Raw genomic sequence first — 22,161 nt, forward strand, 5'->3', positions numbered from 1 at the left:
GCGAAGCGCGCAACGTTGGTCAGCGGCAGGCGTTTCAATACCGGTTCGCGCTTGGTGAACCGGTATTGCAGGACCTGAAGAAGTGCGGGTCATCGGACACGACGTGCGTGCGCATCCGAAACGCCTCAAGAGCTCTTGACGATCCGGTGTCTTCCGGTCCCGGTCTCAAGAAGCCCTTTGGAAATAAGCCTCAACCTGCCCCGGCGTCTCTGCAATCAGGACAGGCTTTTCCATTTCGAGTTCCTGCCGGCTGCCATATCCCCAAAGCACGCCGATGCCGGCAACGCCGTTGTCCTTCGCGCCAATCAGATCGTGTCTCCGGTCACCGATCATAAGGACTTCCGACGGCGACGCCTGTTCACCAGACAGAATATGAGCAATCAGCTCGGTCTTCGAGGACCGCGTACCGTCGAGCTCGGAGCCATAGACCGTACCGAAAAAACGCCTCAACCCGAAATGCTCGACAATCCGGGAGGCATAAACATGCGGTTTTGAGGTGCAGACATGAAGCTGCCGGTTCTCGGCGCGCAACATGGAGAGCAATTCCGGTATTCCGCCGATCAACGAGTTTTCGAACAGTCCGGTCTGTGTGTACCGTTCCCTGTAAAACGCCACTGCCCGGTCCAGTTCCGGCTGCTCGTCCGTTCCCAGAAGAACCCTGAAGCTCTCCCAGAGCGGCGGACCGATGCACCAGCGAAGGTCGTCTCCGTCCGCCACCGTGCTCCCCATCTTTTCAAGGGCGTATCGAATGGACCTGGAAATTCCTTCGTAAGGATCCGTCAGCGTCCCGTCGAGATCGAACAACACGGTTGAGATTGGCATGCGCCCTCCAGCAAAAAGAAACCGACCTGGAAAAGCTCCGGACCGGTTTCAAACAAATGAGCGAGCGTGCCAATCGTGTCAATGCGTGGCGTGGATCAGGAAAACTCCATGATCACGGCATCGACCGCCAGGCTGTCTCCAGGGACTGCCTTGACCGCTGAAACCACGCAATCCCGCTCGGCCCGAAGCACATTTTCCATTTTCATGGCTTCGACAACGGCGAGTTGTTCCCCCGCCTTGACTTCCTGGCCTTCCGAGACCGCGATGGAAACCACAAGGCCCGGCATCGGACACAGCAGCATCTTCGAGGTATCCGGCGGCAGCTTCTCCGGCATGAGCTCCTCAAGCTCCGCGATCCGCGGTGTCATCACCTTTGCGATCACCGAGTAGCCCTGCCAGTCAAGTCGATAGCCACCGGTTACCGGGCGAACCTGAACCGTAACCTGCTCCTCGCCGACCCGGCCCGTCCAAAGCGGGGCACCCGGTGCCCAGTCGGATTCCACGTTCAGAATAGGTCCCTCGCCGATGGCCACGTCGATTTCGACAGGGGTGCCCGGGTAGCCCGCGGCAAGGCGGATCGGCACGAACGTATCGTCCAGCTTGACCACCCAGTCTTCGCGAATGGCGCCGGAATGCGCCCGCAGCCGTCCGGGAAGGTGATCCAGACGCTCGCGTTCCAGTGCGCCCATCGAAAGCGAAACCGCGGCAAGCACGGAATAGGCCGTGTCATCGGGGACAGCGGGAGAGAAACCGTCCGGATACTCATCCGCGATGAAACTGGTCGCCAGTTCGCCGGAACGCCAGCGGGGATGGTTCATCAGCGCCGTCAGGAACGGAACATTGTGCTGGATTCCATCGACGTAAAAGCCATCCAGAGCGGAACTCATTGCCTCAATGGCTTCATCGCGGCTCGGTGCGTGTGTAATCAGCTTGGCGATCATGGGGTCGTAGAACATGGAAATCTCCGACCCCTCGACCACGCCGGTGTCGTTGCGGATCGTCACCGTCCCGTCGGCGCTTTCCTCCGGCGGCTGGTAACGCACAAGGCGGCCGATGGAGGGAAGGAAGTTCCGGTAGGGATCTTCCGCGTAGATGCGGCTTTCGACGGCCCAGCCGGTCAGCTTCACGTCATCCTGTGCAAGGGAGAGCTTTTCCCCGGCTGCGACCCGGATCATCTGTTCGACCAGATCGATGCCGGTAACCAGTTCCGTAACCGGGTGCTCCACCTGGAGGCGGGTGTTCATTTCCAGGAAGAAAAAGCTCTTGTCCTGGCCTGCGACGAATTCCACCGTACCGGCGCTGTCATAGTCAACCGCCTTGGCAAGAGCAACCGCCTGCTCACCCATCTTGCGGCGCGTCTCCTCGTCCAGAAGCGGCGACGGCGCTTCCTCGATCACCTTCTGGTTCCGGCGCTGAATGGAGCATTCGCGTTCGCCCAGATAGATCGCGTTGCCGTGCTTGTCGCCCAGCACCTGAATTTCGATATGCCGCGGATTTTCGATGAACTTCTCGATGAACACGCGGTCGTCGCCAAACGAAGAGGCCGCCTCGGACTTCGAACGCGCAAATCCGTCGTGCACTTCCGCATCGTTCCAGGCGATGCGCATGCCCTTGCCGCCGCCGCCAGCGGACGCCTTGATCATCACCGGATAGCCAATCTCCTTGGCGATCTCCACTGCGTGTTCCGGCGTTTCGATCACTCCGAGATAGCCAGGAACGGTGCTGACTTTCGCGTCGTTGGCGAATTTCTTGGATTCGATCTTGTCACCCATCGCCTCGATGGCGCGCGGGTTCGGACCGATCCAGACGATGCCTTCTTTCGCAAGTGCTTCGGGGAAGCTCGCCCGTTCGGACAGGAATCCGTAGCCCGGATGCACCGCTTCCGCGCCCGTTTCCTTGCAGGCTGCGATGATTTTATCCGCGATCAGATAGGATTCCGCGGCCGCCGCGGGTCCGATGTGAACGGCTTCGTCCGCCATCTCCACATGCAGCGCCTCACGATCCGCGTCGGAATACACCGCAACGGTCTTAATCCCCATCCGGCGAGCGGTTTTGATGACCCGGCACGCGATCTCGCCCCGGTTGGCGACAAGTATTTTTGAGAACATGAACTCCACCCAGCAGGATCGTTTTTTGAATTTGTAGGCCGGGGGTCCCTCACGCGCAACTTATCCAAAGGGCGAGAGGGGCTTTTCCCGATGCTTTCACCCGAGCTGTGCGCACGATCACAGCAGCGGCCAATGCCGCTCCCTAAATTCTTTGTGTCACACGCTGCCGGAAATGAATGGTAAAATCCGGACGGCCAGTGGATTTTGGAAGCTACTAGGAGCTATCGATGCGAATTCGTCATCTCGCGACAGCCACGCTCGCGCTTGCCGGCGTTGCCCTGACCACCGCCGCCGAAGCGGCCCGCCCCGACCTTCGCCGCATGACCTGCGCACAGGCCCAGAACCTGGTCCGGCAGCACGGCGCTTTGGTCTTCACAACCGGACAACACACATTCTCAAGGTTCGTCTCGAACCTGAGCTATTGCGATCGCGGACAATCGCTCTTCACCCAATACGGGCCGACCCTGGACACCCCGAAGTGCCCCGTGGCGTTTAAATGCCAGGAACGCCTGTTCCGCCACGGGATCAGGCGCTGGTAGTCCTGCCCGCAGCAGAAACCTCCCGTCGAGAACGGCGGAGACGACTGCGAAAGCAAATGTATCGGCAAACCGCCCCGGGTCCCGCGCGAAAGGATCGGCGGAACGACAACAGCACCGCGTTTCCCGTTCTAAACGGAGCGCGGCGACTGTCAGCGGGATCGGGTCTACAACGGAATGTTGTCGTGTTTCCGCCAGGGAATTTCGACCTGCTTCGACCTGAGCAGCGCGAGCGCCTTGGCTATGCGGCGGCGGGTGGAATGCGGCCGGATGACATCGTCGATGTAACCGCGTTCCGCCGCGACGAAAGGATTGGCGAACCGGTCCTCGTAGTCCTTCGTCCGCTTGGCGATCTTTTCCCGGTCGTCGAGTTCCGAACGGTAGAGGATCTCGACCGCGCCCTTGGCACCCATCACCGCAATTTCGGCGGACGGCCAGGCGTAATTGACATCACCGCGAATGTGCTTGGAACTCATGACGTCGTAAGCGCCGCCGTAGGCCTTGCGGGTGATCACCGTGATCTTTGGCACCGTTGCTTCCGCGTAGGCAAACAGCAGCTTGGCACCGTGCTTGATCAGCCCGCCATATTCCTGTGAGGTGCCCGGCAGGAAGCCCGGCACGTCGACGAAGGTCACGATCGGGATGCTGAAACAATCGCAGAACCGGACGAACCTGGCGGCCTTGCGGCTTGCATCGGCATCGAGGACGCCGGCCAGCACCATCGGCTGATTGGCGATGATCCCGACGGTGCGCCCTTCCATGCGGCCGAATCCGGTGATGATGTTCTTCGCAAAACTGCCCTGGATCTCGAAGAAATCCCCCTCGTCAACCGTCTTGGAGACAAGCTCCATCATGTCGTAGGGTTTGTTCGGGTTGTCCGGGATCAGGGTGTCCAGACTGGTGTCGATCCGCTCCGGATCGTCGTAGTTCGTCAACTCGGGAAGCTCTGCCTGATTGTTCATCGGCAGGAAGTCGATGAGACGGCGCATTTCGAGGAGAGCCTCGACATCGTTGTCGAAGGCGCCGTCGGCGATCGAGGACTTGGTCGTGTGGATCGATGCCCCGCCGAGTTCTTCGGCCGTCACGGTTTCGTTGGTCACCGTCTTCACCACGTCGGGCCCGGTAACGAACATGTAGGACGTGTCCCGCACCATGAAGATGAAATCCGTCATCGCGGGCGAGTAGACATCTCCGCCGGCGCACGGGCCCATGATCAGGGAGATTTGCGGAATAACGCCGGAGGCAAGCACGTTGCGGTGAAACACCTCGCCGTAGCCGCCCAGCGCGGCGACACCTTCCTGGATTCGTGCACCACCGGCATCGAACAGGCCGATGATCGGGGCCCGGTTCCGAAGGGCCATGTCCTGAAGCTTTGTGATCTTTTCGGCATGTGTCTCCGAAAGGGAGCCGCCGAAAACCGTGAAGTCCTTGGAAAAGACATAGACCGTGCGGCCGTTGACCGTTCCCCAGCCGGTGACCACACCGTCACCCGGAATATGCTGTTCTTCCATCCCGAAATCGGTGCAACGATGCTGCTTGAACATGTCGAACTCCTCGAAGGAGCCCTCATCCAGCAAAACCTCGATCCGTTCGCGCGCGGTCAGCTTGCCTTTTTTGTGCTGGGAATCGATGCGGCGTTGTCCGCCGCCCATGCGCGCGGTTTCACGGCGTTGTTCCAATTCGGCCAGAACTTCTTTCATCCGGTCCTCCCAAAATTCGGTTTTTCAGGCCGTAACATGAACCAAATGCGAGGCAAAGTCAGCACAAGGGCTTATGGCACCGGTTCATCGCCGGTTCCGGGTCCGCTCATGCCCGTGAACCGGCATCCTCTGGTGCCAGGTGCCGGCCCGGCGCATACCGTCGGTCCAGGTTGAAGTCCGAAGCAGAGTATTGAATTCAAGTTGCATATCAAATGAGCAAATACGGGGAGCCGGCTGAATTCGGCATTGCTGTTCACGCATTTCCTAAGATCGCGGTTTCGAGTTGCCTGGTCGCCCAGCCGGGCAGAAATCAATAAATTGCCGCGTCTATCGGCAGGAAAAATGCTTCGGAGGCAAACCGATCGTTTCGCCCTGGTTTCCAGCTTCGGCTTTTTTGCAAGTCGTTGGCCGTTTTGCTTTTAAAGGTTTACCGGCCGTTTGACGACAAGGCCCACAGGCGGGAGAAAAACAGGGATTTTCGTCTTTCTCAGCCCATTTGCCCAATTACTAGTCACGGCCGCTGAGATATTGCGCTTTGACAGCCTTCGGAATTTTGCGATGATGCATAAGAAGAAAGCACACCGAAGGGGAGGCAATGCCGGACGACCGCAACTTCTTCAATGAAATGCTCGATGAAAACGGCGGGCCACGCCCGCCTTACGCCCGCCTTGCCCAATGGCTTGAAGACAAGCCCGCCAATTTTCTGACGAAGAAGAGCCGCGACGCGGAAATGATTTTCCGCAGACTGGGAATCACATTCGCGGTTTACGGTGCCGAAGAGGCCACCGAGCGTCTGATTCCCTTCGATCCTATTCCCCGCATAATCTCCGCCGCGGAGTGGCGCCGGCTTTCCATAGGCATCGATCAGCGTGTCAGGGCGCTTAATGCCTTCCTGCACGACATTTACCACCGGCAGGAAATACTCCGCGCAGGCGTCATTCCGGAAGCGCTCATCCTGCAAAACGAGGCCTTCCTGCCTGAAATGGTGGGTTTCACCCCGGCACGAAAGGTCTACGCCCACATCATAGGAACCGATCTCGTCCGTGTGGGCGAAGACGAGTTCTACGTTCTGGAAGACAATACCCGCACACCGTCCGGCGTCTCCTACATGCTGGAGAACCGCGAAACGATGATGCGCCTTTTCCCGGAACTCTTTCAGACCAACCGGGTCGCCACCGTCGAGCAGTATCCCGAACTCTTGCGCCGGACTCTGGAAAGTGTCGCCCCCGACGGCGGCAAATCCGATCAGACCGTCGCGGTTCTGACTCCCGGGATCTACAACTCCGCTTATTTCGAGCATGCCTTCCTGGCCGACTCCATGGGTGTCGACCTTGTCGAAGGCCGCGACCTCTTCGTCGACGCCGGCAAGGTCTACATGCGCACCACCCGCGAGCCGAAGCAGGTGGACGTCATCTATCGGCGCATCGACGATGCCTTTCTGGATCCCCTCACCTTCAATCCGGACAGCATGCTTGGCGTTCCGGGCCTGTTCGACGCCTACCGGGCCGGAAATGTCACGATCTGCAACGCACCGGGCACGGGCATTGCCGACGACAAGGCTATCTATGCCTATGTCCCCGACATCATCGAATTCTATACCGGTCAAAAGCCGCTTCTGAACAATGTCCCGACCTGGAATTGCTCCCGGAAAGAGGATCTGGCCTATGTGCTCGACAATCTCGACGACATCGTCGTCAAGGAGGTTCACGGCTCGGGCGGATACGGCATGCTGATCGGCCCGACCGCATCGAAACGGGAAATCGCCGAATTCCGGAAGGTCCTGCAGCACAATCCTTCCAACTACATTGCCCAACCCACCCTTGCCCTTTCCGCCTGTCCGACACACGTCGCCTCCGGCGTCGCCCCCCGGCACGTCGATCTGCGTCCCTTCGTCCTGATTGGCGATCAGGTTCGCATCACACCTGGCGGACTGACCCGGGTCGCGCTCAAAAAGGGGTCGCTCGTCGTCAATTCAAGCCAGGGCGGCGGCACCAAAGACACCTGGGTACTAGAAGACTGAGGATTAAATGCTCGGAAGAACCGCCGCCTCGCTTTTCTGGATGTCGCGCTATCATGAACGCGCCCAGAATGTCACTCGTCTGCTGGAGGTCGCCTATCGCGGCGCCATCATGTCGCACAACGGTCAGGAGCACGGCACTCATCTTACCTTCGCCCTGACCAACTCCGGGCTCGAAAGCGACTACCGCCAGAAATACGAAGAGCTGAATATTCGCAACGTCTCGATGTTCATGATCTTCGCCAAGGACAATCCGCTCAGCGTTCGGAACTCGCTCGAGCTTGCCCGCAACAACGCAAGGGCCGTGCGCACAAGCATTACCGCCGAACTCTGGGAGGCCATGAACACCACCTGGATCGAGTTCACCGAAGTCAATCCGCAAAGTGTCACCCAGGAAAAGCTGCCGGATTTTCTGGCATGGATCAATCAGAGAGCCCACCTGTTCCGCGGCGCGCTTTTGAACACCGTTCTCAGGAATGACGGATACTTTTTCAGTCAGATGGGCAATTTCGTCGAGCGCGCGGACAATACGGCCAGGATCCTCAACACCCAGTACTGGTCCCTGCTGCCGGATAACGACATCATCGACGATGGCTCAACGGAGCGCTACCAGTGGTCGGCAATCCTGAGAGCGTTGTCCGGACGGCGCAGTTACCGTTTCGCCTATCCGCATGCGCGCCTGAAAGCCTTCAACATCGCGGAATTCCTCATCCTGAGGCAGGAAATGCCACGTTCGCTCGCGCATTGCTTCGACTGGATCGCCGACACGGCAGAGGACCTGGCGCAGTATTACGGTTCGCGCGAACCCAGCCTGGACCTGGCAATCGAGATCCATCGGGAACTGTCCGGCAAACAGATGCGCGACATCTATCAAGAAGGTCTCCACGATTTTCTGACAATTTTCATTGGCAAGAACAATCAGTTCGCACAACAGTTATCTGAAGACTATAATTTCGCCTGATCCTCGAACCCGACAACCCGGTGCCGCATGCGACTGACCGTCCGACATACCACCAGCTACCGATACGACTCGCCGCTAGCCAACGCCATGCAGCAGCTCCGCCTGACACCGGAGGACGGCCCGGCACAGAAAGTCATCGACTGGGAAATAGATGCGCCCGGCATCGCGCGGGCCACCACCTACAAGGACGCGTTCGGCAATCAGGTGCATATGGTCTCGCGCAGCGGCCCTGTCGAAGACGTCGCAATTACCGCCTCCGGCACGCTGGAAACCATCGATACGAACGGTGTCATTGGCTTCGAGCCCGATGCAAAGGCGCCGCCGCGCATCTACACCAGGATCACGCCGCTCACGCACTTCAATCAGGCTATCCGCAAACTGGCAGCCCATGCGGACGTCGCGGACAAAGTCTCCGGCTTCCATGACCTCATGCACGCGATCCGGGACAAGGTCGACTACAAGGTCGGGGTGACGGAGACCCATGCTTCGGCGACATCCGCGCTCGCGGCCGGCGAAGGCGTTTGCCAGGACCACGCCCATATCTTTATCTCCGCGGCAAGGTCGCTCGGCGTTCCGGCACGCTATGTCTCGGGCTATCTCCTCCTGGAAGAGGAACAGGCCTCGGAAGCTCACCATGCCTGGGCTGAAGTGATGATCGACGGACTGGGCTGGACCGGGTTCGACATCTCCAACGCCGTGTGCCCGACGGACCGCTACATCCGGTTGACGGTCGGCCTCGATTCCCGATCGGCCGCGCCGATCAGGGGCATCCGGTTCGGCGGCCTGGAAGAAAACCTTCATGTTGAAGTCGATGTTGCACAAGCCGCTTTTCAACAGCAGCAATAGCTGTCATTTTCCGGACGCCAAAACCGGGTTCACTGGCAAGAAGAAACCATTGTTAGGCTGGGGGGCGCGGCCATGACTTACTGTGTCGGCTTAAAACTGGATCGCGGCCTGGTGTTTGCCGCGGACACGAGAACCAATGCCGGCGTCGATAACATTTCGACCTTCAAGAAGCTTCACGTCTGGGAGGACCCCGGCGAGCGGGTGATCACGCTGCTTTCGGCGGGAAACCTGGCCGTGACCCAGGCGGTCGTTTCCCTGCTCAGCGAACACATCGCATCGGCGGATAGCGACCGAGCGACGCTGATGACGGCCAAGACCATGTTCCAGGTTGCGCGCCTGGTCGGCAGTGCGGTACGCGAAGTCAAGGAAATCGACGGAGAAGCCCTTGCGGCCAACGCCGACAACTTCTTCGTCACCTTCATTCTCGGAGGTCAGATCAAGGGTGAGCCGCCTCGCCTGTTTCAGGTCTATGCGGCAGGCAACTTCATCGAGGTCTGCGAGGATACGCCCTATCTGCAGATCGGCGAACACAAATACGGCAAACCCATACTTGACCGGGTCACGCGCGCGGAAATGCGCCTTGGCGAAGCTGCCAAGCTGGTACTCTTGTCGTTCGATTCAACGCTTCGGTCCAATCTTTCGGTCGGCATGCCGATCGACATGCTGCTCTACAACACCGATTCCTTTACCGCTCAGCGCCAGGTGCGGATCGACCAGGACGATCCCTATTTCCAGAAGCTGTCCCGAGGATGGTCCGACAAATTGCGCGAAGCCTTTGCCGACATTGACGAATTCGAAGTCTGACACCACTCGTTCCAGACGCAGGAACAAACCTTCAGGCAGACGTCATATTGCACCGGTAGAAGCGTTCAGGATCTTTCCGGAGAACATGTTGCAATGAGTAGCTCCAGCACCGTCACGGATCTTGACGCCATCACCTGGACGCGGGAACCGGCCAACAAGCCGCTGGAAGAAAACGATACGGCGCTCAGGGCGATCCGGTCCATGATCAAGTCCGGCGAACGCAATCAGACCGTAGATCTGCTCAAGCGCTGGGACCCGGTCGACGTCATGCAGCTTCTGACGCGGCTCAGGCTCAAGCACGCCCGCAAACTATTCCAGTGGCTGCCCGCGAACCCGTCCATCAAGGTGGTGGCCGAACTGAGACCCGAGTTCCGTTCGATCCTCATGGAAGAATCGACGCTCGAACAGTTCCGGGACATTCTGGCGGGACTCGATCCCGAAGACGCCACCGAAATCCTGAACGAATTTCCGGAAGATGTTGCCGACGAATTGGCGGCGCGCCTGCCGGACGTTGAAGAGATCTCCACCCGCGCCGGCTATGCCGACGATTCCGCCGGGCGGGTCATGGCCCGAAAATTCGTCGCGTTGCCGGAGAACTGCACCACAGGCGAGGCCGTCACGCAAATGCGTGAGGAAGCGGACCGGATCCGCAAGATCTTCACGGTTTATGTGATCGATGCGGCAGGTAAGCTCACCGGCACGGTCGAAGTCGGAAAGCTGCTTCTCGCCCCCAGGGAAACACCTCTCAAGGACATCATGAACAAGGATGTCATCGCGGTGTCCGCGGATACGGATCAGGAAGAGGTCCTGCGTCTGGCGCGCAAGCGGGACATGCGTACCGTGCCCGTGGTCTCCGCAGACGGGCATCTTGTCGGACGCATCACCCCCAAGCAGTTGACCCGTATCGCCGCGGACGAGGCCAACGAAGACATGCTGCTGATGAGCGGCGTGTCGGGTGAAGCCCGCTCCGACGACACGATATTCAGGATTGTCCGGGGCCGTCTTCCCTGGCTTTTGGCCGGACTTGTCGGCGCGAGCATCGCCGCCACGGTGGTTGGTTCGTATGAAGACCAGTTGGCCGAAGCCGCCATTCTCGCCGCCTTCATTCCCGTGACGATGTCCATGGCCGGCAATGCCGGCCTTCAGGCCTCCGCCGTCGCCGTGCAGGGCATCGCCACGGGCGCCCTATGGTCCGGCGATATCTTCTTCCGGCTCTTGAAGGAACTTGTCGCAGCGTTGTTCAACGGAGCGATCGCCGGAGCCATCCTTGGAGGCCTGGTGATGACCGCGTCGCTTGTCGTCCCTCTGGAAGCTCCCTTCCATCTGGCGATCGCCACGTCCCTGTCCCTGTTGTGCGTGACGACTCTCGCTGCAATGGTCGGCGCGACAATTCCGATTGTCCTCGACAAGATCGGCATCGATCCGGCCATGGCCATAGGAGTGTTCATCACGTCTTCGAACGATGTCCTGGGCGTGCTGATCTTCTTCCTGATGGCAACGACATTTTACATCACATGAGAGTTTTGCGGCCGCGCCGCCTCCTGCCGGCGAGGCCTAGCCGCCTCACCCGTCCTTGAGGACCAGCACCGCCGCTTCGAACTCGGTTTTCTTGCGTGCGCGAAGTTGCGCGGCCTCGGCGTCTTCGCCCCAGCGCTCGATGTTGAAATCCTCCTCGACATGCGCAGCCTTCCAGGCCGCGTCCGCGTCGAGATATGATTCTCTCACAGCAAGCGCCAAGAGAGCTGAACCTGTCAGGCCCGTGATTGTATGGAGCGCTGCGAGACGCAAGGGCGTTTCATCCGCCAGCCGCTCCCCGAAAGCCCGCAACACGGTTTCCGGCTGCGGCTTGTGAATGATCCCCTCGATCAGGACAAAGCGTCCGTCAAGCAGACGGCCTGCCCATTCGACCACCGGATCCCACAAACTCGCTTGTGTTTGAACCAGACTTTCAGGATCATCCGCCCGATAGCAGAGCGCATCGTTCCCGGCATACCGGACAATGTCCTCGACAACCTCCCGGAAACGATCGCGGACGGCGTCCTGTGCGGAATTCGCAATCCGCGTCAACGGCATGCGCACCGGGTCGATTTCCGTTTCCTGTGCGTCCCACTCCGCGGCAACCGCGGCTGCGAGCGTTTCGGTCGGCAGGAGCAGCGTCGCCTTGGCCGGCGTCTTGACAGTACGGCCGTCCAGGTGGATCGCAAAGCCGTCTTTCCCCGCGACATAAGTCACGTCCTTGTAAAACCTCTTGGGCAGTTCACGTTTGGACAGCTCACGTGCACGCTGTTCCGGATCTTTTGACAACTCCTCATTCGAAGCTTCAAGAAAATCGCGCATTAGACTGTTTCCTCGTCGAATTTAAACAATTCCGCGACTGCCTGATCCAGCTCTTCGAAGCTGTCGACGATCAGTTCCGCCCCTTCCGCGTTCAAGCGGGTGCTCTCATGATAGCCCCACGTGACACCAATTGCATGAGCCCCTGCCTCTCTCGCCATGGTCATATCGAAGCCGGTGTCGCCGAGCATGACGGTGCGGCCCGGCTCCGCACCGGTTTCCGCCATGGCCCGAAAAATCATGTCCGGATGCGGTTTGGAAGGAGAAGTGTCGGCCGTCTGGATGGTTGCAAACATGCCGTGCAGATCGTGGACCTCCTGCATGTGCCTAACGCCCCTCAGAGCCTTGCCCGTGGCAATGCCCAGCAGGACATCTTCGCGGGCGTGAAAACGCTCGATCGCCTCCCTGGCGCCGGGATACAGCGGATCGATCTCAAGGCCCTGCTCCCGCCGGCTGAATTTGGACTGCCGATAGGCGTCCGCCATCATCGCCACCTTGTCCTGATACGCCGGGCCAACCAGATCCGAGAACGCCTCCTCCAATGACCGTCCGACAATGGAAAGAGCCCTCTGACGGTCCGGCATCGGCAGGCCGGCGGCGTCAAACCCAACCTGCAATCCGTGAAGAATGCTGTTTTGGCTGTCGACCAGCGTGCCGTCGACGTCAAAAATGATGAGATACATGAATTATCCAGCTTCCAGTTAGCGGCTTTCGCATGTGACCGGTTTTGCACCGGGGGTCAAGAGTTGCCGCCTCGTCTCGTCCGATCGGCAATTCGTTCCCACGCTGCGACATATCGACTGCCGAACTTGGGATATCCGCGATTTCAAATTACCTGCCCGAAATTCGCCGCTTTAAGATGGTTAGCGAACATATTACCGGGCGCAGGCACGTAAACCGATTGGTTACCATGACCCGCGATACTTGCGTGTGCTGGTGGGGATGATCGCTTGGGGCAAGTTTGTCGCCAAAGAATACGGAACACGGAACGCAGCATGACCGGCTGCGCGAAAACGATGGTTTTGTCTGAATGACTCAGAAGAAGCAGCCCCCCGCCCGCATGGGGTCGAAAACACCCTCCAAAAACGGACGGATGCCCTACGCCCTTCTTTCCGGTGTAACTCTGCTGATTTTCGCTCTTGCCATGGCTGCCATGTTAATGGAACCGGCTCTCGCGCCCTCTCATGTCGCGAGCCTGGCATCGACACCTGAAAACGCCTCTCTTTCCCGCCTGGAAACGGCCCGGACAGTTAAAGACGCGATTGTGCCGCTTCGGGCTGTGACGCCGGACGCAGGCAGCCTCGCAGACAGGCAGCCAGCCGGTCCGGACCTCAAAGCGATCAAGGCAGCGGAAGCCCGGGAGACCGCCAAGGAAACGCTCGTCCGAAAACTCGCCAGACTAAGGCTTGCCGGCAGTCTTCTGGCCGCTCAGGCTGCCTCGAAAACCCGTATCGCGAAAGAACATGCCGGCGCCTTTGACATTGCCCTGGCAACCTCAGGCGAACCGGACACCCGCGCAGAACGCTCCACAACCGTGTCCGCGCTTCTCGGCGACGACGCGCAGGCCGGTGCGGAAACCGGCATTGTCGCGGCACTGGAAGAAACGGCGGTCGCTGAACTGGAAGCCGAGCTTCCCTCAAACTCCGGAACCATCGTCCCGCCGGCTCCCGGCATCAAGCCTGAACCGCCGCGCCGCGCCGTCGCAGAACCGTCGAAGGACAAGGACCGTAAGGCCAAGGCACCGGTCCTTGCCTATGCAACCCCCGGAAACCCGGACGATGAGGACGGGGGTGTCTTCAGCGGCCTCGGCAAGCTTTTCGGCGGCGGAGGCATTGCCACCCGTAGAAAGGGTGTGGCGATTTACGACATCAGCGCGGCAACCGTGCACATGCCGGACGGAACGAAGCTGGAAGCTCATTCGGGTATAGGGCACCGGATGGACAATCCGAAGTACGCCCATGTACGGATGCTTGGCCCGACCCCCCCGAACGTCTACAAGCTCCGCATGCGGGAGCGCCGCTTCCACGGTGTCGAAGCCATCCGGATGCTGCCCTACGACAAGGCGGCCATGAAGGGGCGCGACGGCATGCTGACCCATACCAGGCTCCTGCGCAACTCCATCGGCTCCCACGGCTGCGTGGCATTCAAGGACTACAAGAAGTTCCTGACCGCCTTCAAAACAGGCAAGGTCAAGACGATGATCGTCGTGCCGTCCATGAACAAGCTGCCGTCTTACATGGCCATGCTGGAGCGCCACACCGGCGCCTCTTAAGTGGCTTGCAGCCGGTCGGGGGATTGGCTATGCCGGGGGAGATCCCTCTTTTCCGCCCGCACCGGAGCCCTTCTTGACCAAGATCGTCCTGCTGCTGCTGTTTCTGATTGCCGCAATCCAGGTGATCAAGCCTCTCGGATGGCCTGGTCTGAAGAAGCGGTCAGACGCCTGGAAGCTTGTCGCGGGTGTGATGGGCTTCACCTTCGCATCGCTGGTACTGAGCGCCTTGTTTCAGGGGGTATGACCCAGGAGCGCGCGCTGTTTCCCGCGGCCTGACTGGTAGGTCGACATGTTCAAGACCCCTCCGGCAACCCTATTCATGCTGTGCGGCAAGGTTGCTTCAGGAAAGTCAACCTTGGCGGACCGCCTGGCCTCCACTCACAACACCGTTCTCTTGCGCGAGGACTTCTGGCTCTCCAGCCTCTACGGTGAGGAACTGAAGACACTGCGAGACTACGTGAAGTTTTCCGCGCGTCTCAAGCAGGCGATGGCATCATATATCGTCGCGCTGTTGAAAAGCGGAACCTCTGTCGTTCTCGACTTTCCGGCAAATACGAAAGATGACAGGCTCTGGATGCAGGAACTCATCGACAGAGCCGAGTGTCTTCACCAGCTCCACTATCTGGACGTTCCTGACGAGATATGCTTGTCGCGGCTCGGGCAGCGCAACGCATCGGGCGAACACGAGTTTTCGGTGACCGAGGACCAGTTTGAGCGCATAGCCGAGCATTTCCAGCCCCCCTCCGAAGACGAGCGCTTCAACATCATGGTTCACCGGGTTTCAGTCTGAAAGTTGAAAGCAGACCTACCGCCTGATCAGGTCCTCGTCGGGATCGTCAACTTCCGGGTCGTAATCGGAGGCATCGAAACCCAGCAGGTTCCAGGTCTGCTGCATGTGCGGCGGCAGTGGCGCGGAGACATCGATCGTGCCGTGGCCCGAGGGGTGCGGGATGACGATCCGGCGCGCCAGCAGATGCAGCCGGTTCTGTATGCCGCCCGGCAATTCCCAGTTCTCGATATTGAAATACTTGTCGTCGCCAATGATCGGATGGCCGATGTGGGCAGCATGGGCGCGCAATTGGTGTGTGCGACCGGTGATCGGTTTCATGGTCACCCAGGAGAGCTTTTGCGCGGATTGCTCGAACACGGAATAAAGCGAGACCGCGTGTTGCGCCTCGTCCTCTCCCTGGCGAACCACCTGCATGCGTTCCTCGCCCTCGTTACGGGCCAGGAAGGTCGAAATGCGGCCTTGCTTGGGCTTGGGAACGCCGGCCAGCATCGCCCAGTAAATCTTGCGCGTGTTGCGGTGGCGGAAGGCCTTGGTGAGTTCCTGCGCCGCCTGGCGCGTGCGCGCGACCAGAATGATGCCCGATGTCTCCCTGTCCAGGCGATGCACCAGCCGCGGCTTGTTGCCTTTACGGTCGGTATAGGCGTCCAGCATGCCGTCCAGGTGCCGTTTGAGGCCCGAGCCGCCCTGGACCGCAAGGCCGGCCGGCTTGTTCAGGACCATGACCTGGTTGTCCTCGAAAAGCAGCATCTCTTCGATGGCTTTCCTGTCGTCGGCGATCAGTTTGGTGGATTTCGGTCTGGCGTTTTTCTTGTCGTCCGCCGGAAGCTCCACGCCAAGCGGCGGAATACGAACCGTCTGCCCCTTGGCGATCCTGGTGTTTGCTTCCACACGCTTGCCGTCCACACGCACCTGACCCGTGCGCAATAGTTTCTGGAGACGGCCAAATCCGAGACCCGGATAGTGGGCCTTGAACCAACGGTCCAGCCGCATGCCCGCCTCATCGGCGGTCACCTGTTTCTGTTCGATCGCGGACATTTTTTGACTCAAGCTTGGCTGACTGTCAGCTCATGTTGCAGCGTCCATGATTGCCTGCGGTGGACGCCCCGGATCTCGCCCGGAATGGTTCCGCTGCGTATAGGCAACTTTCCCTTCGAAGGAAAGGGAAACTTACGGCCCGAACTGTCGCATGATCATGAGGCCGGCGAAGACCGCGACAATCGACAGGAACACGGACGCCAGCACGTAACCAAGCGCCAGATGCGTGTCGCCGCGCTCCCAGAGGACCGAGGTGTCGAGAGAAAAGGCCGAGAAGGTGGTGAACCCGCCGAGTACACCGGTGGCAACGAAATAGCGCAGATCCTGCAATTGAGCGCTGCCGTGCTTGACCAGCCAGCCAATGAAGAGCCCCATGATCAGGGAGCCGAGGACGTTTACGGTGAGCGTTCCAACCGGGAACCCCGGACCGAACAGTCTCAGCGTCACCATCGACACCAGATGCCGCCCACCGGCTCCAAGACCGCCCCCCAGCATGACGAGAATAAGATGCTTCAAATCTGGCCCACCTGTGCGCAACCGTTTCACCGGCAAGCCTATTTTTGCATCGCGGGACCGTCAAGACATCGCCGTGACATCTCGTGCGAACGCGCCGGCCTCAAACCTCCCGCGCAACATGGGCAAAGTCCGGATAGATGGACCGGATCAGAGCATCGATACGCTCGATCTCCTCGCCGATTTCACTCAGCTTGTCGCGTTCCTCTTCCAGGATCGCCAGCAGGACTTGGGCGCGCGCCTGGTCGATACGGTGTTGCGGCAACGATCCCCCTTCGGCTGCCGACAAGACGATGTTCACAAGCCGGTCCGCCGCGTGGAGGCGTCCCCAGATGTAGTCGTGTTCCCGCCACGACCGGTTGAAAAACGCACCGAAACTGTTGAGGGCCTTGCCTTTGAGCTGGAAGCCCTCGGTGAAAAGAGCCGTTGCGTCGCCCGGACTGATCCGGTCCACGAGTATTTCGGTAACCTCCGCAAAGTCATTGCGCTGAAGAACTGGAAAGGTGATGAGATCGTAGAAGCCGAAACCGACATAGGAGCGCATCAGGGATTTGTGGTGTGCCGGTTCGAGAAGGTCTTGCGCGGTTTCGGCAAAAATCTCGTCATGCAGCCGATCCAGGTCCGCCAGCCCCATCATGGATGTGAGGGTTCTGATCATAGGAGCGACATGGCTGGAAACGGCTGCCGATCCGCTTTCGATATCCACCAGAAAGCGCTCCACCTGATCCCGGCATTTTCCGCCGTAAAACCGGTCGCTCCAACGCCACCGCAAATGATCTATCTGCTCATAAAGCGTCGCTTTCAACCGATCGAGAGCGGCAGTGTCCGGCGGCAAATCACTGCTGGCTGGTCGATCGCGATAAAACCCGTTCAACCTGCGGATCACAAACCGCAGGCGTCGAACCCGGTAGTCCACGTCGAGCCCGCGCAACAAGGCCACCACATCAGGGTCGGTTCGGCCCATATCCTTGCTGCCGGCCGAAGCCAATGCGATGAAGTGCCGCGAATATATGGAGAGAATATCCTCTTCAAGTCGTTCCCGATCCCCTGTAACACCCAGGCGAACGGTGAGCTTGGCAAGCCGGTCGGCCAGCGCGTGCAACTTCAGAGACTGGTAATTGAGGAAAGCAAAACCGGCCTGTTCGAACGCCGCAACGGTTGCTTGCTTTCGGCACTTTGACAAACCTTCGGCGGTCAACGGCTTGCGTCTTGGCAGCAATCCGGCGACCACATCTTCCACCATCGGGGAAGCGGCATCGACCAATTGCGCCAGCCACCGGCTGCGTCTGTTGTTTTTCTCCAGATCCCGCAAATCGTCACCGACCGGTTCGTTGCGCGGTATATGCGCCAGCGATGCCAGAATCACCCGGAAAAATCCGGGTATTTCGACCGATCCCGAATGCGGCGGCGGCTCGACCGGCGAAGGGTCGATGTAGATGAGGCGCCGGGAGACCTCCCTCGCGGCAGGCCTGTCCCGAATGACACTGATGACCGGAGCGAACGGCTTGTTCATGACGACGCTGCCATCGACGAAACAATGCTGGTGCACCGTCTCCGGCGTCAGACCGAAACCCCGCGCGAGAAAGTCGGACCGATGCGGCCAGGACTGGCCCCTGTCGGCAAGCACCCGGTCCATCTCCGTCAAGGTCGCCGGCTGAAAGGCCCCTGGAAAGGAGGAAGTCGCACGCGCGGCGAACACCAGTTCCGGGACATGTTCGGCCCCGAACTGGCTGTCGACATATCCCGGTGTGCGGTGAACGGCATGGAAATTCAGGATCCGCCTGTGATCCCATTCTTCGACAAAGGCGGGATCATCCAGGTGAATACGCCGTTTGACGCCATTGTAGTCGGTGATCGTGACGAATAGGTCGAGCGTCTGCCCGGTCGGGATCAGCGTTCGGTTGAACTCACAGTCCTTTTCCATTTCGCGGCAGGCGTCCAGCATCCATCCGCTGAACCGCTCGCCGGAAAAAGGCGGAGAGAACCACCTGGCCTGCATGAACTGCCGAAGCTTCTCGCGGGTTTCCTGGTTTTTGATCTGTTTGTCGAGACGGGAGGAAATGAGCTGGTCGAGCACCGGCGAAACCGTCAGCTTCAGGTATCTCGACAAGCCCGACTGCGGCCGGGACAAGCGGGTGACATCCGCGTTTTTCAGCCAGAGTTCGCTGTGGCTGTCCAAAGGCAGGTCGTGGGCAATCGCCCGCGCCAGCATGATGCCGTTGACCCCACCCGCCGATGCGCCGGCGATGGCGTCGACCACGACCCTGATGTCCGCGACCGCCGAGACCAGATCCAGAAGCTCCTTGAAGGCCGCCTGGACGGGCGGAGTGTGCTGTGCCTCAGGCGCAGCGATTGTTCGGTCGAGCCGCAATGCGGAGGCACGCACGAGGTTCAGGATGTCCCGGCTGACGCCATGCATGTAAACGGCCAGAGACACCCCGCCGTAAAACACAAGCGCAAGTCTGAGTTCGATTTCCTTCATGATGCAGCCGCCTCGGGGTACGGGTAATCCGCCGGAAAAAGCGCGGTGTCGCTAGTTACTCAGATTTTATCCCCGCTGTCTTCCTCCAGGCTTAACCGCCGTCTTTTCACCTTTCGCTGCGCAGCTTGCTCCAATATTCCAGCCGTTTGCGCAACTCGCGTTCAAAACCGCGTTGCGGCGGATCGTAATAGGTCCGACGGGTCATCTGCTCCGGAAAATAATCCTGTCCGGAAAACCCGTCCGGAGCGTCATGATCGTACTGATAGCCGGAGCCGTACCCCTCCTCCTTCATCAGCTTGGTCGGGGCGTTCAAAATATGCTTCGGCGGCAGCAGCGACCCACTGGATTTGGCATCCCGCATGGCAGCCTTGTAAGCCACGTAGGCACCATTGGATTTCGGGGCGGTCGCCAGATAAATAACTGTTTGCGCAAGCGCCAGCTCGCCTTCCGGCGATCCCAGCATCTGGTAGGCGTCGCGGGACGCATTCGCCTGAACCAGAGCATTCGGGTCGGCAAGACCGATATCCTCCACCGCCATGCGGATCAGCCTGCGCGCGAGAAACATCGGGTCCTCGCCACCGTCGAGCATGCGGCAGAACCAGTAGAGTGCCGCATCCGGATCGGAGCCGCGAACGGACTTGTGAAGCGCCGAAATCAGATTGTAATGCCCGTCGGCGCTTTTGTCGTAGATTGGCGCCCGACGCTGCACGATGTCCTGCAGGCGTTGCGCATCGAAAATTTCGCCCTCATCCGCCGCCCGCCAGATATCTTCCGCCAGCGTCAACGCGGACCGGCCATCGCCGTCCGCCATGCGGATCAAGACCTGCCGGGCTTCCGCGTCCAGAGGCAGAGCCTTTTCTTCCAGTTTCTCGGCCCGGGCCAGAAGCTGGTCAACCGCGTCCTGAGACAGCGATTGAAACGTCATCACGTGGGACCGGGACAAGAGCGCCGCGTTCAGCTCGAACGAGGGATTTTCGGTGGTCGCCCCGACAAGCGTGATCGTGCCGTCTTCCATGACGGGCAGAAAGCTGTCCTGCTGCGCACGGTTGAACCGGTGGATCTCATCGACGAAAAGCAAGGTTGCCCGGCCGCCCATGCGTCTTGCCCGGGCCGCCTCAAAAACCTTCTTCAGCTCGGCAACCCCGGAGAAAATCGCCGAGATCTGTTCGAAAGCCAGATCGGTCTCGTTGGCAAGCAGGCGGGCGATCGTCGTCTTGCCCGTTCCAGGCGGCCCCCAGAAGATCAGGGATCCCAGGCTGCGGGTCTTCAGCATTCGCGACAGGGTCCCGTCCGGGCCAAGCAGATGGTCCTGACCGACGACATCGCCCAGACGGGTCGGGCGCATCCGGTCAGCCAACGGCCGGGGCCCGGTCTGCGTCAAACCCGACGCTTCGAACAGATCGCTCACCGGCCCCGTTACCCGCGCAAGGTGATCTGGGAAACCTTGCCGTCCCGCTCGATATCGAGCTGCCAGACGCGCGGAGGCGTCTTGGTGATCGTTTCCAGCATCCGGGTTGTCTCAATCGGGGTCCGGTTGACAGACCGCACGATGTCGCCCGTCCGCAACCCGACACGGTCGGCGGTGCTGCCCCGGTCGACCTCGGCGATGGCAACGCCCTCAAACACGCCTTCGACGCCGAGTTCCTCCGCGACCGCCGGAGAAAGGTTCATCACCGTCGCCCCCTCGAAGGGCGAGTAAGCCCGCATTTCCCTCGTATCCCGGGGCACGGTCTCGGGAGCCGGTTCCAGAGCCACCTGCAAGGAGACTTCCTTGCCCCCGCGCAGGATCCGGAATTCCGTCTTTTCACCGATCATCTTGGTGGCGAACCGGTATCCGAAGGAATTCGGATCGAGCACTTCCTTGCCATCGATCGCGACAACGAGATCGCTAACCTTCAGTCCGGCGCCCTGAGCCGGGGAGCCGTCGTAAACGGCGGTCACGAGAACCCCGCGCGGCCGCTCCAGGCTGAGCGCTTCCGCAATCTCGGCATTGACCGTCTGCACAGTCGCCCCAAGCCACGGCCGCTGCACCTTGCCGCCATGGTCGGCCGCCTTTGCAACAAAGCGCGCCATATGCGCTGGGATAGCGAAGCCAATGCCGTTGGATCCTCCGGACCGCGAAAAGATCGCCGTGTTGATGCCCACAAGCTTGCCGGTCATGTCGACGAGCGCGCCGCCGGAATTGCCCGGATTGATCGCCGCATCCGTCTGGATGAAGAACTGAAAATCGGTGACCCCGACCTGGGTGCGCGCCGTGGCGGACACGATCCCCTGGGTCACGGTCTGACCGACGCCGAACGGGTTGCCGATGGCAAGCACGATGTCCCCGACCTCAAGACTGTCTGAATCCGCGAAAGCGGTATGTTCGAACGGCCCTTTGTCGCGGATTTTCAAAACCGCCAGATCTGTCCGCTCGTCCATGAGCACGATATCCGCGTCGTACTCGCGCCGGTCGTTCAGCGCGACGCGAACTTCATCCGCATCCTTGATGACATGGTGATTGGTGATCACTGTACCGTCCGCGGAAATGATCACCCCGGACCCAAGCGAGGACTCAACACGCCGACGCGGCCGGTCGAAACCACCGCCGGGTTGGCCGAAAAAGCGGCGGAAGAACGGATCGTCGAAAAACGGCGATACACGCTGGCGCTGCACAACCTTACGGCTGGCATAGACATTGACGACCGCCGGCGCGACCGCCTTGACAATCGGCGCAAAGGACAACTTGATCTGCGCTTCCGTTTCGGGAACAAGCCTCAGGTCTTCCGCGGACGGCTGAACCGCTTGGGCCGTTGCAGCCACCGTCCAGAGCGTGCAGAGACCGGCCAGAGCCGCGCGAATAAATAGATCTGTCTTGCCAGTTCGTGCCAGGCGCATTGCCAGAACCCTCTTTTCCGAATCTTCGTTCCAGTCTGCCGATACATGGCAGATAGGGAGGAAA

At 60.0% G+C, this 22,161-nt stretch carries 19 protein-coding genes; 9 read left to right on the forward strand and 10 right to left on the reverse strand.

What is annotated here, in order from left to right; translation table 11 throughout:
* Positions 1-165 precede the first annotated feature (165 nt).
* Together JF539_RS11310 and JF539_RS11315 are read right to left on the reverse strand one after the other, a co-directional pair.
* Entirely contained in the window at positions 166-822 is a 657-nt protein-coding gene (locus tag JF539_RS11310) for an HAD family hydrolase (RefSeq protein WP_207140486.1), read from the reverse strand.
* 95 nt (positions 823-917) lie between these two features.
* Complete coding sequence (locus JF539_RS11315) at positions 918-2,930, reverse strand: acetyl-CoA carboxylase biotin carboxylase subunit (protein WP_207140487.1); 2,013 nt, start codon at positions 2,928-2,930, stop codon at positions 918-920.
* A 227-nt stretch (positions 2,931-3,157) separates the two neighbouring features.
* Here JF539_RS11315 and JF539_RS11320 point away from each other — a divergent pair, with 227 nt between their 5' ends.
* Positions 3,158-3,469 carry a hypothetical protein gene (locus JF539_RS11320; protein ID WP_207140488.1) on the forward strand — a complete coding sequence of 104 codons (312 nt, stop codon included), beginning with the start codon at positions 3,158-3,160 and terminating at the stop codon, positions 3,467-3,469.
* 164 nt (positions 3,470-3,633) lie between these two features.
* Here the strand turns inward: JF539_RS11320 and JF539_RS11325 are convergent, their stop codons facing one another.
* Entirely contained in the window at positions 3,634-5,166 is a 1,533-nt protein-coding gene (locus JF539_RS11325; protein ID WP_207140489.1) for an acyl-CoA carboxylase subunit beta, read from the reverse strand.
* 595 nt (positions 5,167-5,761) lie between these two features.
* On the opposite strand from JF539_RS11325, the gene JF539_RS11330 reads away from it, so the two are divergent.
* The 5 genes from JF539_RS11330 to mgtE all read left to right on the forward strand — a co-directional run bounded on the left by JF539_RS11330 (position 5,762) and on the right by mgtE (position 11,312).
* Positions 5,762-7,186 carry a circularly permuted type 2 ATP-grasp protein gene (locus JF539_RS11330; protein WP_207140490.1) on the forward strand — a complete coding sequence of 475 codons (1,425 nt, stop codon included), beginning with the start codon at positions 5,762-5,764 and terminating at the stop codon, positions 7,184-7,186.
* A gap of 7 nt (positions 7,187-7,193) precedes the next feature.
* Positions 7,194-8,144, forward strand: a complete 951-nt coding sequence (locus JF539_RS11335; protein ID WP_207140491.1) for an alpha-E domain-containing protein — start codon at positions 7,194-7,196, stop codon at positions 8,142-8,144.
* Positions 8,145-8,171: 27 nt separating this feature from the next.
* On the forward strand, positions 8,172-8,990 hold the full coding sequence (locus tag JF539_RS11340; RefSeq protein ID WP_207140492.1) for a transglutaminase family protein: 819 nt from the start codon (positions 8,172-8,174) through the stop codon (positions 8,988-8,990).
* A 72-nt stretch (positions 8,991-9,062) separates the two neighbouring features.
* A complete protein-coding gene (locus JF539_RS11345) occupies positions 9,063-9,794 on the forward strand; it encodes a proteasome-type protease (protein ID WP_207140493.1) in 732 nt (243 codons plus the stop codon).
* A 93-nt stretch (positions 9,795-9,887) separates the two neighbouring features.
* Entirely contained in the window at positions 9,888-11,312 is a 1,425-nt protein-coding gene (gene mgtE, locus JF539_RS11350) for a magnesium transporter (RefSeq protein WP_207140494.1), read from the forward strand.
* Between the two features lie 45 nt (positions 11,313-11,357).
* On the opposite strand, the gene JF539_RS11355 is transcribed toward mgtE, so the two are convergent.
* Positions 11,358-12,131 carry an ATP12 family chaperone protein gene (locus JF539_RS11355; protein ID WP_207140495.1) on the reverse strand — a complete coding sequence of 258 codons (774 nt, stop codon included), beginning with the start codon at positions 12,129-12,131 and terminating at the stop codon, positions 11,358-11,360.
* Positions 12,131-12,811: an HAD-IA family hydrolase gene (locus JF539_RS11360; RefSeq protein WP_207140496.1), complete on the reverse strand. Its 681-nt coding sequence runs from the start codon at positions 12,809-12,811 to the stop codon at positions 12,131-12,133. Before JF539_RS11360 ends, JF539_RS11355 begins: the two co-directional genes overlap by 1 nt.
* Positions 12,812-13,158: 347 nt before the next feature.
* On the opposite strand from JF539_RS11360, the gene JF539_RS11365 reads away from it, so the two are divergent.
* The 3 genes from JF539_RS11365 to JF539_RS11375 all read left to right on the forward strand — a co-directional run bounded on the left by JF539_RS11365 (position 13,159) and on the right by JF539_RS11375 (position 15,190).
* On the forward strand, positions 13,159-14,400 hold the full coding sequence (locus JF539_RS11365) for a DUF2778 domain-containing protein (protein ID WP_236042368.1): 1,242 nt from the start codon (positions 13,159-13,161) through the stop codon (positions 14,398-14,400).
* 73 nt (positions 14,401-14,473) lie between these two features.
* The gene (locus JF539_RS11370) at positions 14,474-14,644 is read left to right on the forward strand and encodes a hypothetical protein (protein WP_207140497.1); all 171 of its coding nucleotides are present in this window, start codon (positions 14,474-14,476) and stop codon (positions 14,642-14,644) included.
* A gap of 75 nt (positions 14,645-14,719) precedes the next feature.
* A complete protein-coding gene (locus tag JF539_RS11375) occupies positions 14,720-15,190 on the forward strand; it encodes an ATP-binding protein (RefSeq protein WP_328809247.1) in 471 nt (156 codons plus the stop codon).
* Between the two features lie 15 nt (positions 15,191-15,205).
* Here the strand turns inward: JF539_RS11375 and JF539_RS11380 are convergent, their stop codons facing one another.
* The 5 genes from JF539_RS11380 to JF539_RS11400 all read right to left on the reverse strand — a co-directional run bounded on the left by JF539_RS11380 (position 15,206) and on the right by JF539_RS11400 (position 22,097).
* Positions 15,206-16,225 carry an RluA family pseudouridine synthase gene (locus tag JF539_RS11380; protein WP_207140499.1) on the reverse strand — a complete coding sequence of 340 codons (1,020 nt, stop codon included), beginning with the start codon at positions 16,223-16,225 and terminating at the stop codon, positions 15,206-15,208.
* Positions 16,226-16,357: 132 nt separating this feature from the next.
* A complete protein-coding gene (gene crcB / locus JF539_RS11385; protein ID WP_207140500.1) occupies positions 16,358-16,741 on the reverse strand; it encodes a fluoride efflux transporter CrcB in 384 nt (127 codons plus the stop codon).
* A 100-nt stretch (positions 16,742-16,841) separates the two neighbouring features.
* A complete protein-coding gene (locus JF539_RS11390) occupies positions 16,842-19,220 on the reverse strand; it encodes a patatin-like protein (RefSeq protein WP_207140501.1) in 2,379 nt (792 codons plus the stop codon).
* Positions 19,221-19,326: 106 nt separating this feature from the next.
* Positions 19,327-20,628: a replication-associated recombination protein A gene (locus tag JF539_RS11395; RefSeq protein WP_207140502.1), complete on the reverse strand. Its 1,302-nt coding sequence runs from the start codon at positions 20,626-20,628 to the stop codon at positions 19,327-19,329.
* A gap of 8 nt (positions 20,629-20,636) precedes the next feature.
* Complete coding sequence (locus JF539_RS11400) at positions 20,637-22,097, reverse strand: DegQ family serine endoprotease (protein ID WP_207140503.1); 1,461 nt, start codon at positions 22,095-22,097, stop codon at positions 20,637-20,639.
* Positions 22,098-22,161 lie beyond the last annotated feature (64 nt).

The organism is Roseibium aggregatum (assembly GCF_017309185.1).
In the GTDB taxonomy this organism is placed as follows: domain Bacteria; phylum Pseudomonadota; class Alphaproteobacteria; order Rhizobiales; family Stappiaceae; genus Roseibium; species Roseibium aggregatum_B.

What these genes read in the sequence shown, in the direction of transcription:
- JF539_RS11310 (WP_207140486.1), bottom strand. Translation starts at nt 822, where the DNA reads ATGCCAATCTCAACCGTGTTGTTCGATCTCGACGGGACGCTGACGGAT.
- JF539_RS11315 (WP_207140487.1), bottom strand. Translation starts at nt 2,930, where the DNA reads ATGTTCTCAAAAATACTTGTCGCCAACCGGGGCGAGATCGCGTGCCGG.
- JF539_RS11320 (WP_207140488.1), top strand. Translation starts at nt 3,158, where the DNA reads ATGCGAATTCGTCATCTCGCGACAGCCACGCTCGCGCTTGCCGGCGTT.
- JF539_RS11325 (WP_207140489.1), bottom strand. Translation starts at nt 5,166, where the DNA reads ATGAAAGAAGTTCTGGCCGAATTGGAACAACGCCGTGAAACCGCGCGC.
- JF539_RS11330 (WP_207140490.1), top strand. Translation starts at nt 5,762, where the DNA reads ATGCCGGACGACCGCAACTTCTTCAATGAAATGCTCGATGAAAACGGC.
- JF539_RS11335 (WP_207140491.1), top strand. Translation starts at nt 7,194, where the DNA reads ATGCTCGGAAGAACCGCCGCCTCGCTTTTCTGGATGTCGCGCTATCAT.
- JF539_RS11340 (WP_207140492.1), top strand. Translation starts at nt 8,172, where the DNA reads ATGCGACTGACCGTCCGACATACCACCAGCTACCGATACGACTCGCCG.
- JF539_RS11345 (WP_207140493.1), top strand. Translation starts at nt 9,063, where the DNA reads ATGACTTACTGTGTCGGCTTAAAACTGGATCGCGGCCTGGTGTTTGCC.
- mgtE (WP_207140494.1), top strand. Translation starts at nt 9,888, where the DNA reads ATGAGTAGCTCCAGCACCGTCACGGATCTTGACGCCATCACCTGGACG.
- JF539_RS11355 (WP_207140495.1), bottom strand. Translation starts at nt 12,131, where the DNA reads ATGCGCGATTTTCTTGAAGCTTCGAATGAGGAGTTGTCAAAAGATCCG.
- JF539_RS11360 (WP_207140496.1), bottom strand. Translation starts at nt 12,811, where the DNA reads ATGTATCTCATCATTTTTGACGTCGACGGCACGCTGGTCGACAGCCAA.
- JF539_RS11365 (WP_236042368.1), top strand. Translation starts at nt 13,159, where the DNA reads ATGACTCAGAAGAAGCAGCCCCCCGCCCGCATGGGGTCGAAAACACCC.
- JF539_RS11375 (WP_328809247.1), top strand. Translation starts at nt 14,720, where the DNA reads ATGCTGTGCGGCAAGGTTGCTTCAGGAAAGTCAACCTTGGCGGACCGC.
- JF539_RS11380 (WP_207140499.1), bottom strand. Translation starts at nt 16,225, where the DNA reads ATGTCCGCGATCGAACAGAAACAGGTGACCGCCGATGAGGCGGGCATG.
- JF539_RS11390 (WP_207140501.1), bottom strand. Translation starts at nt 19,220, where the DNA reads ATGAAGGAAATCGAACTCAGACTTGCGCTTGTGTTTTACGGCGGGGTG.
- JF539_RS11400 (WP_207140503.1), bottom strand. Translation starts at nt 22,097, where the DNA reads ATGCGCCTGGCACGAACTGGCAAGACAGATCTATTTATTCGCGCGGCT.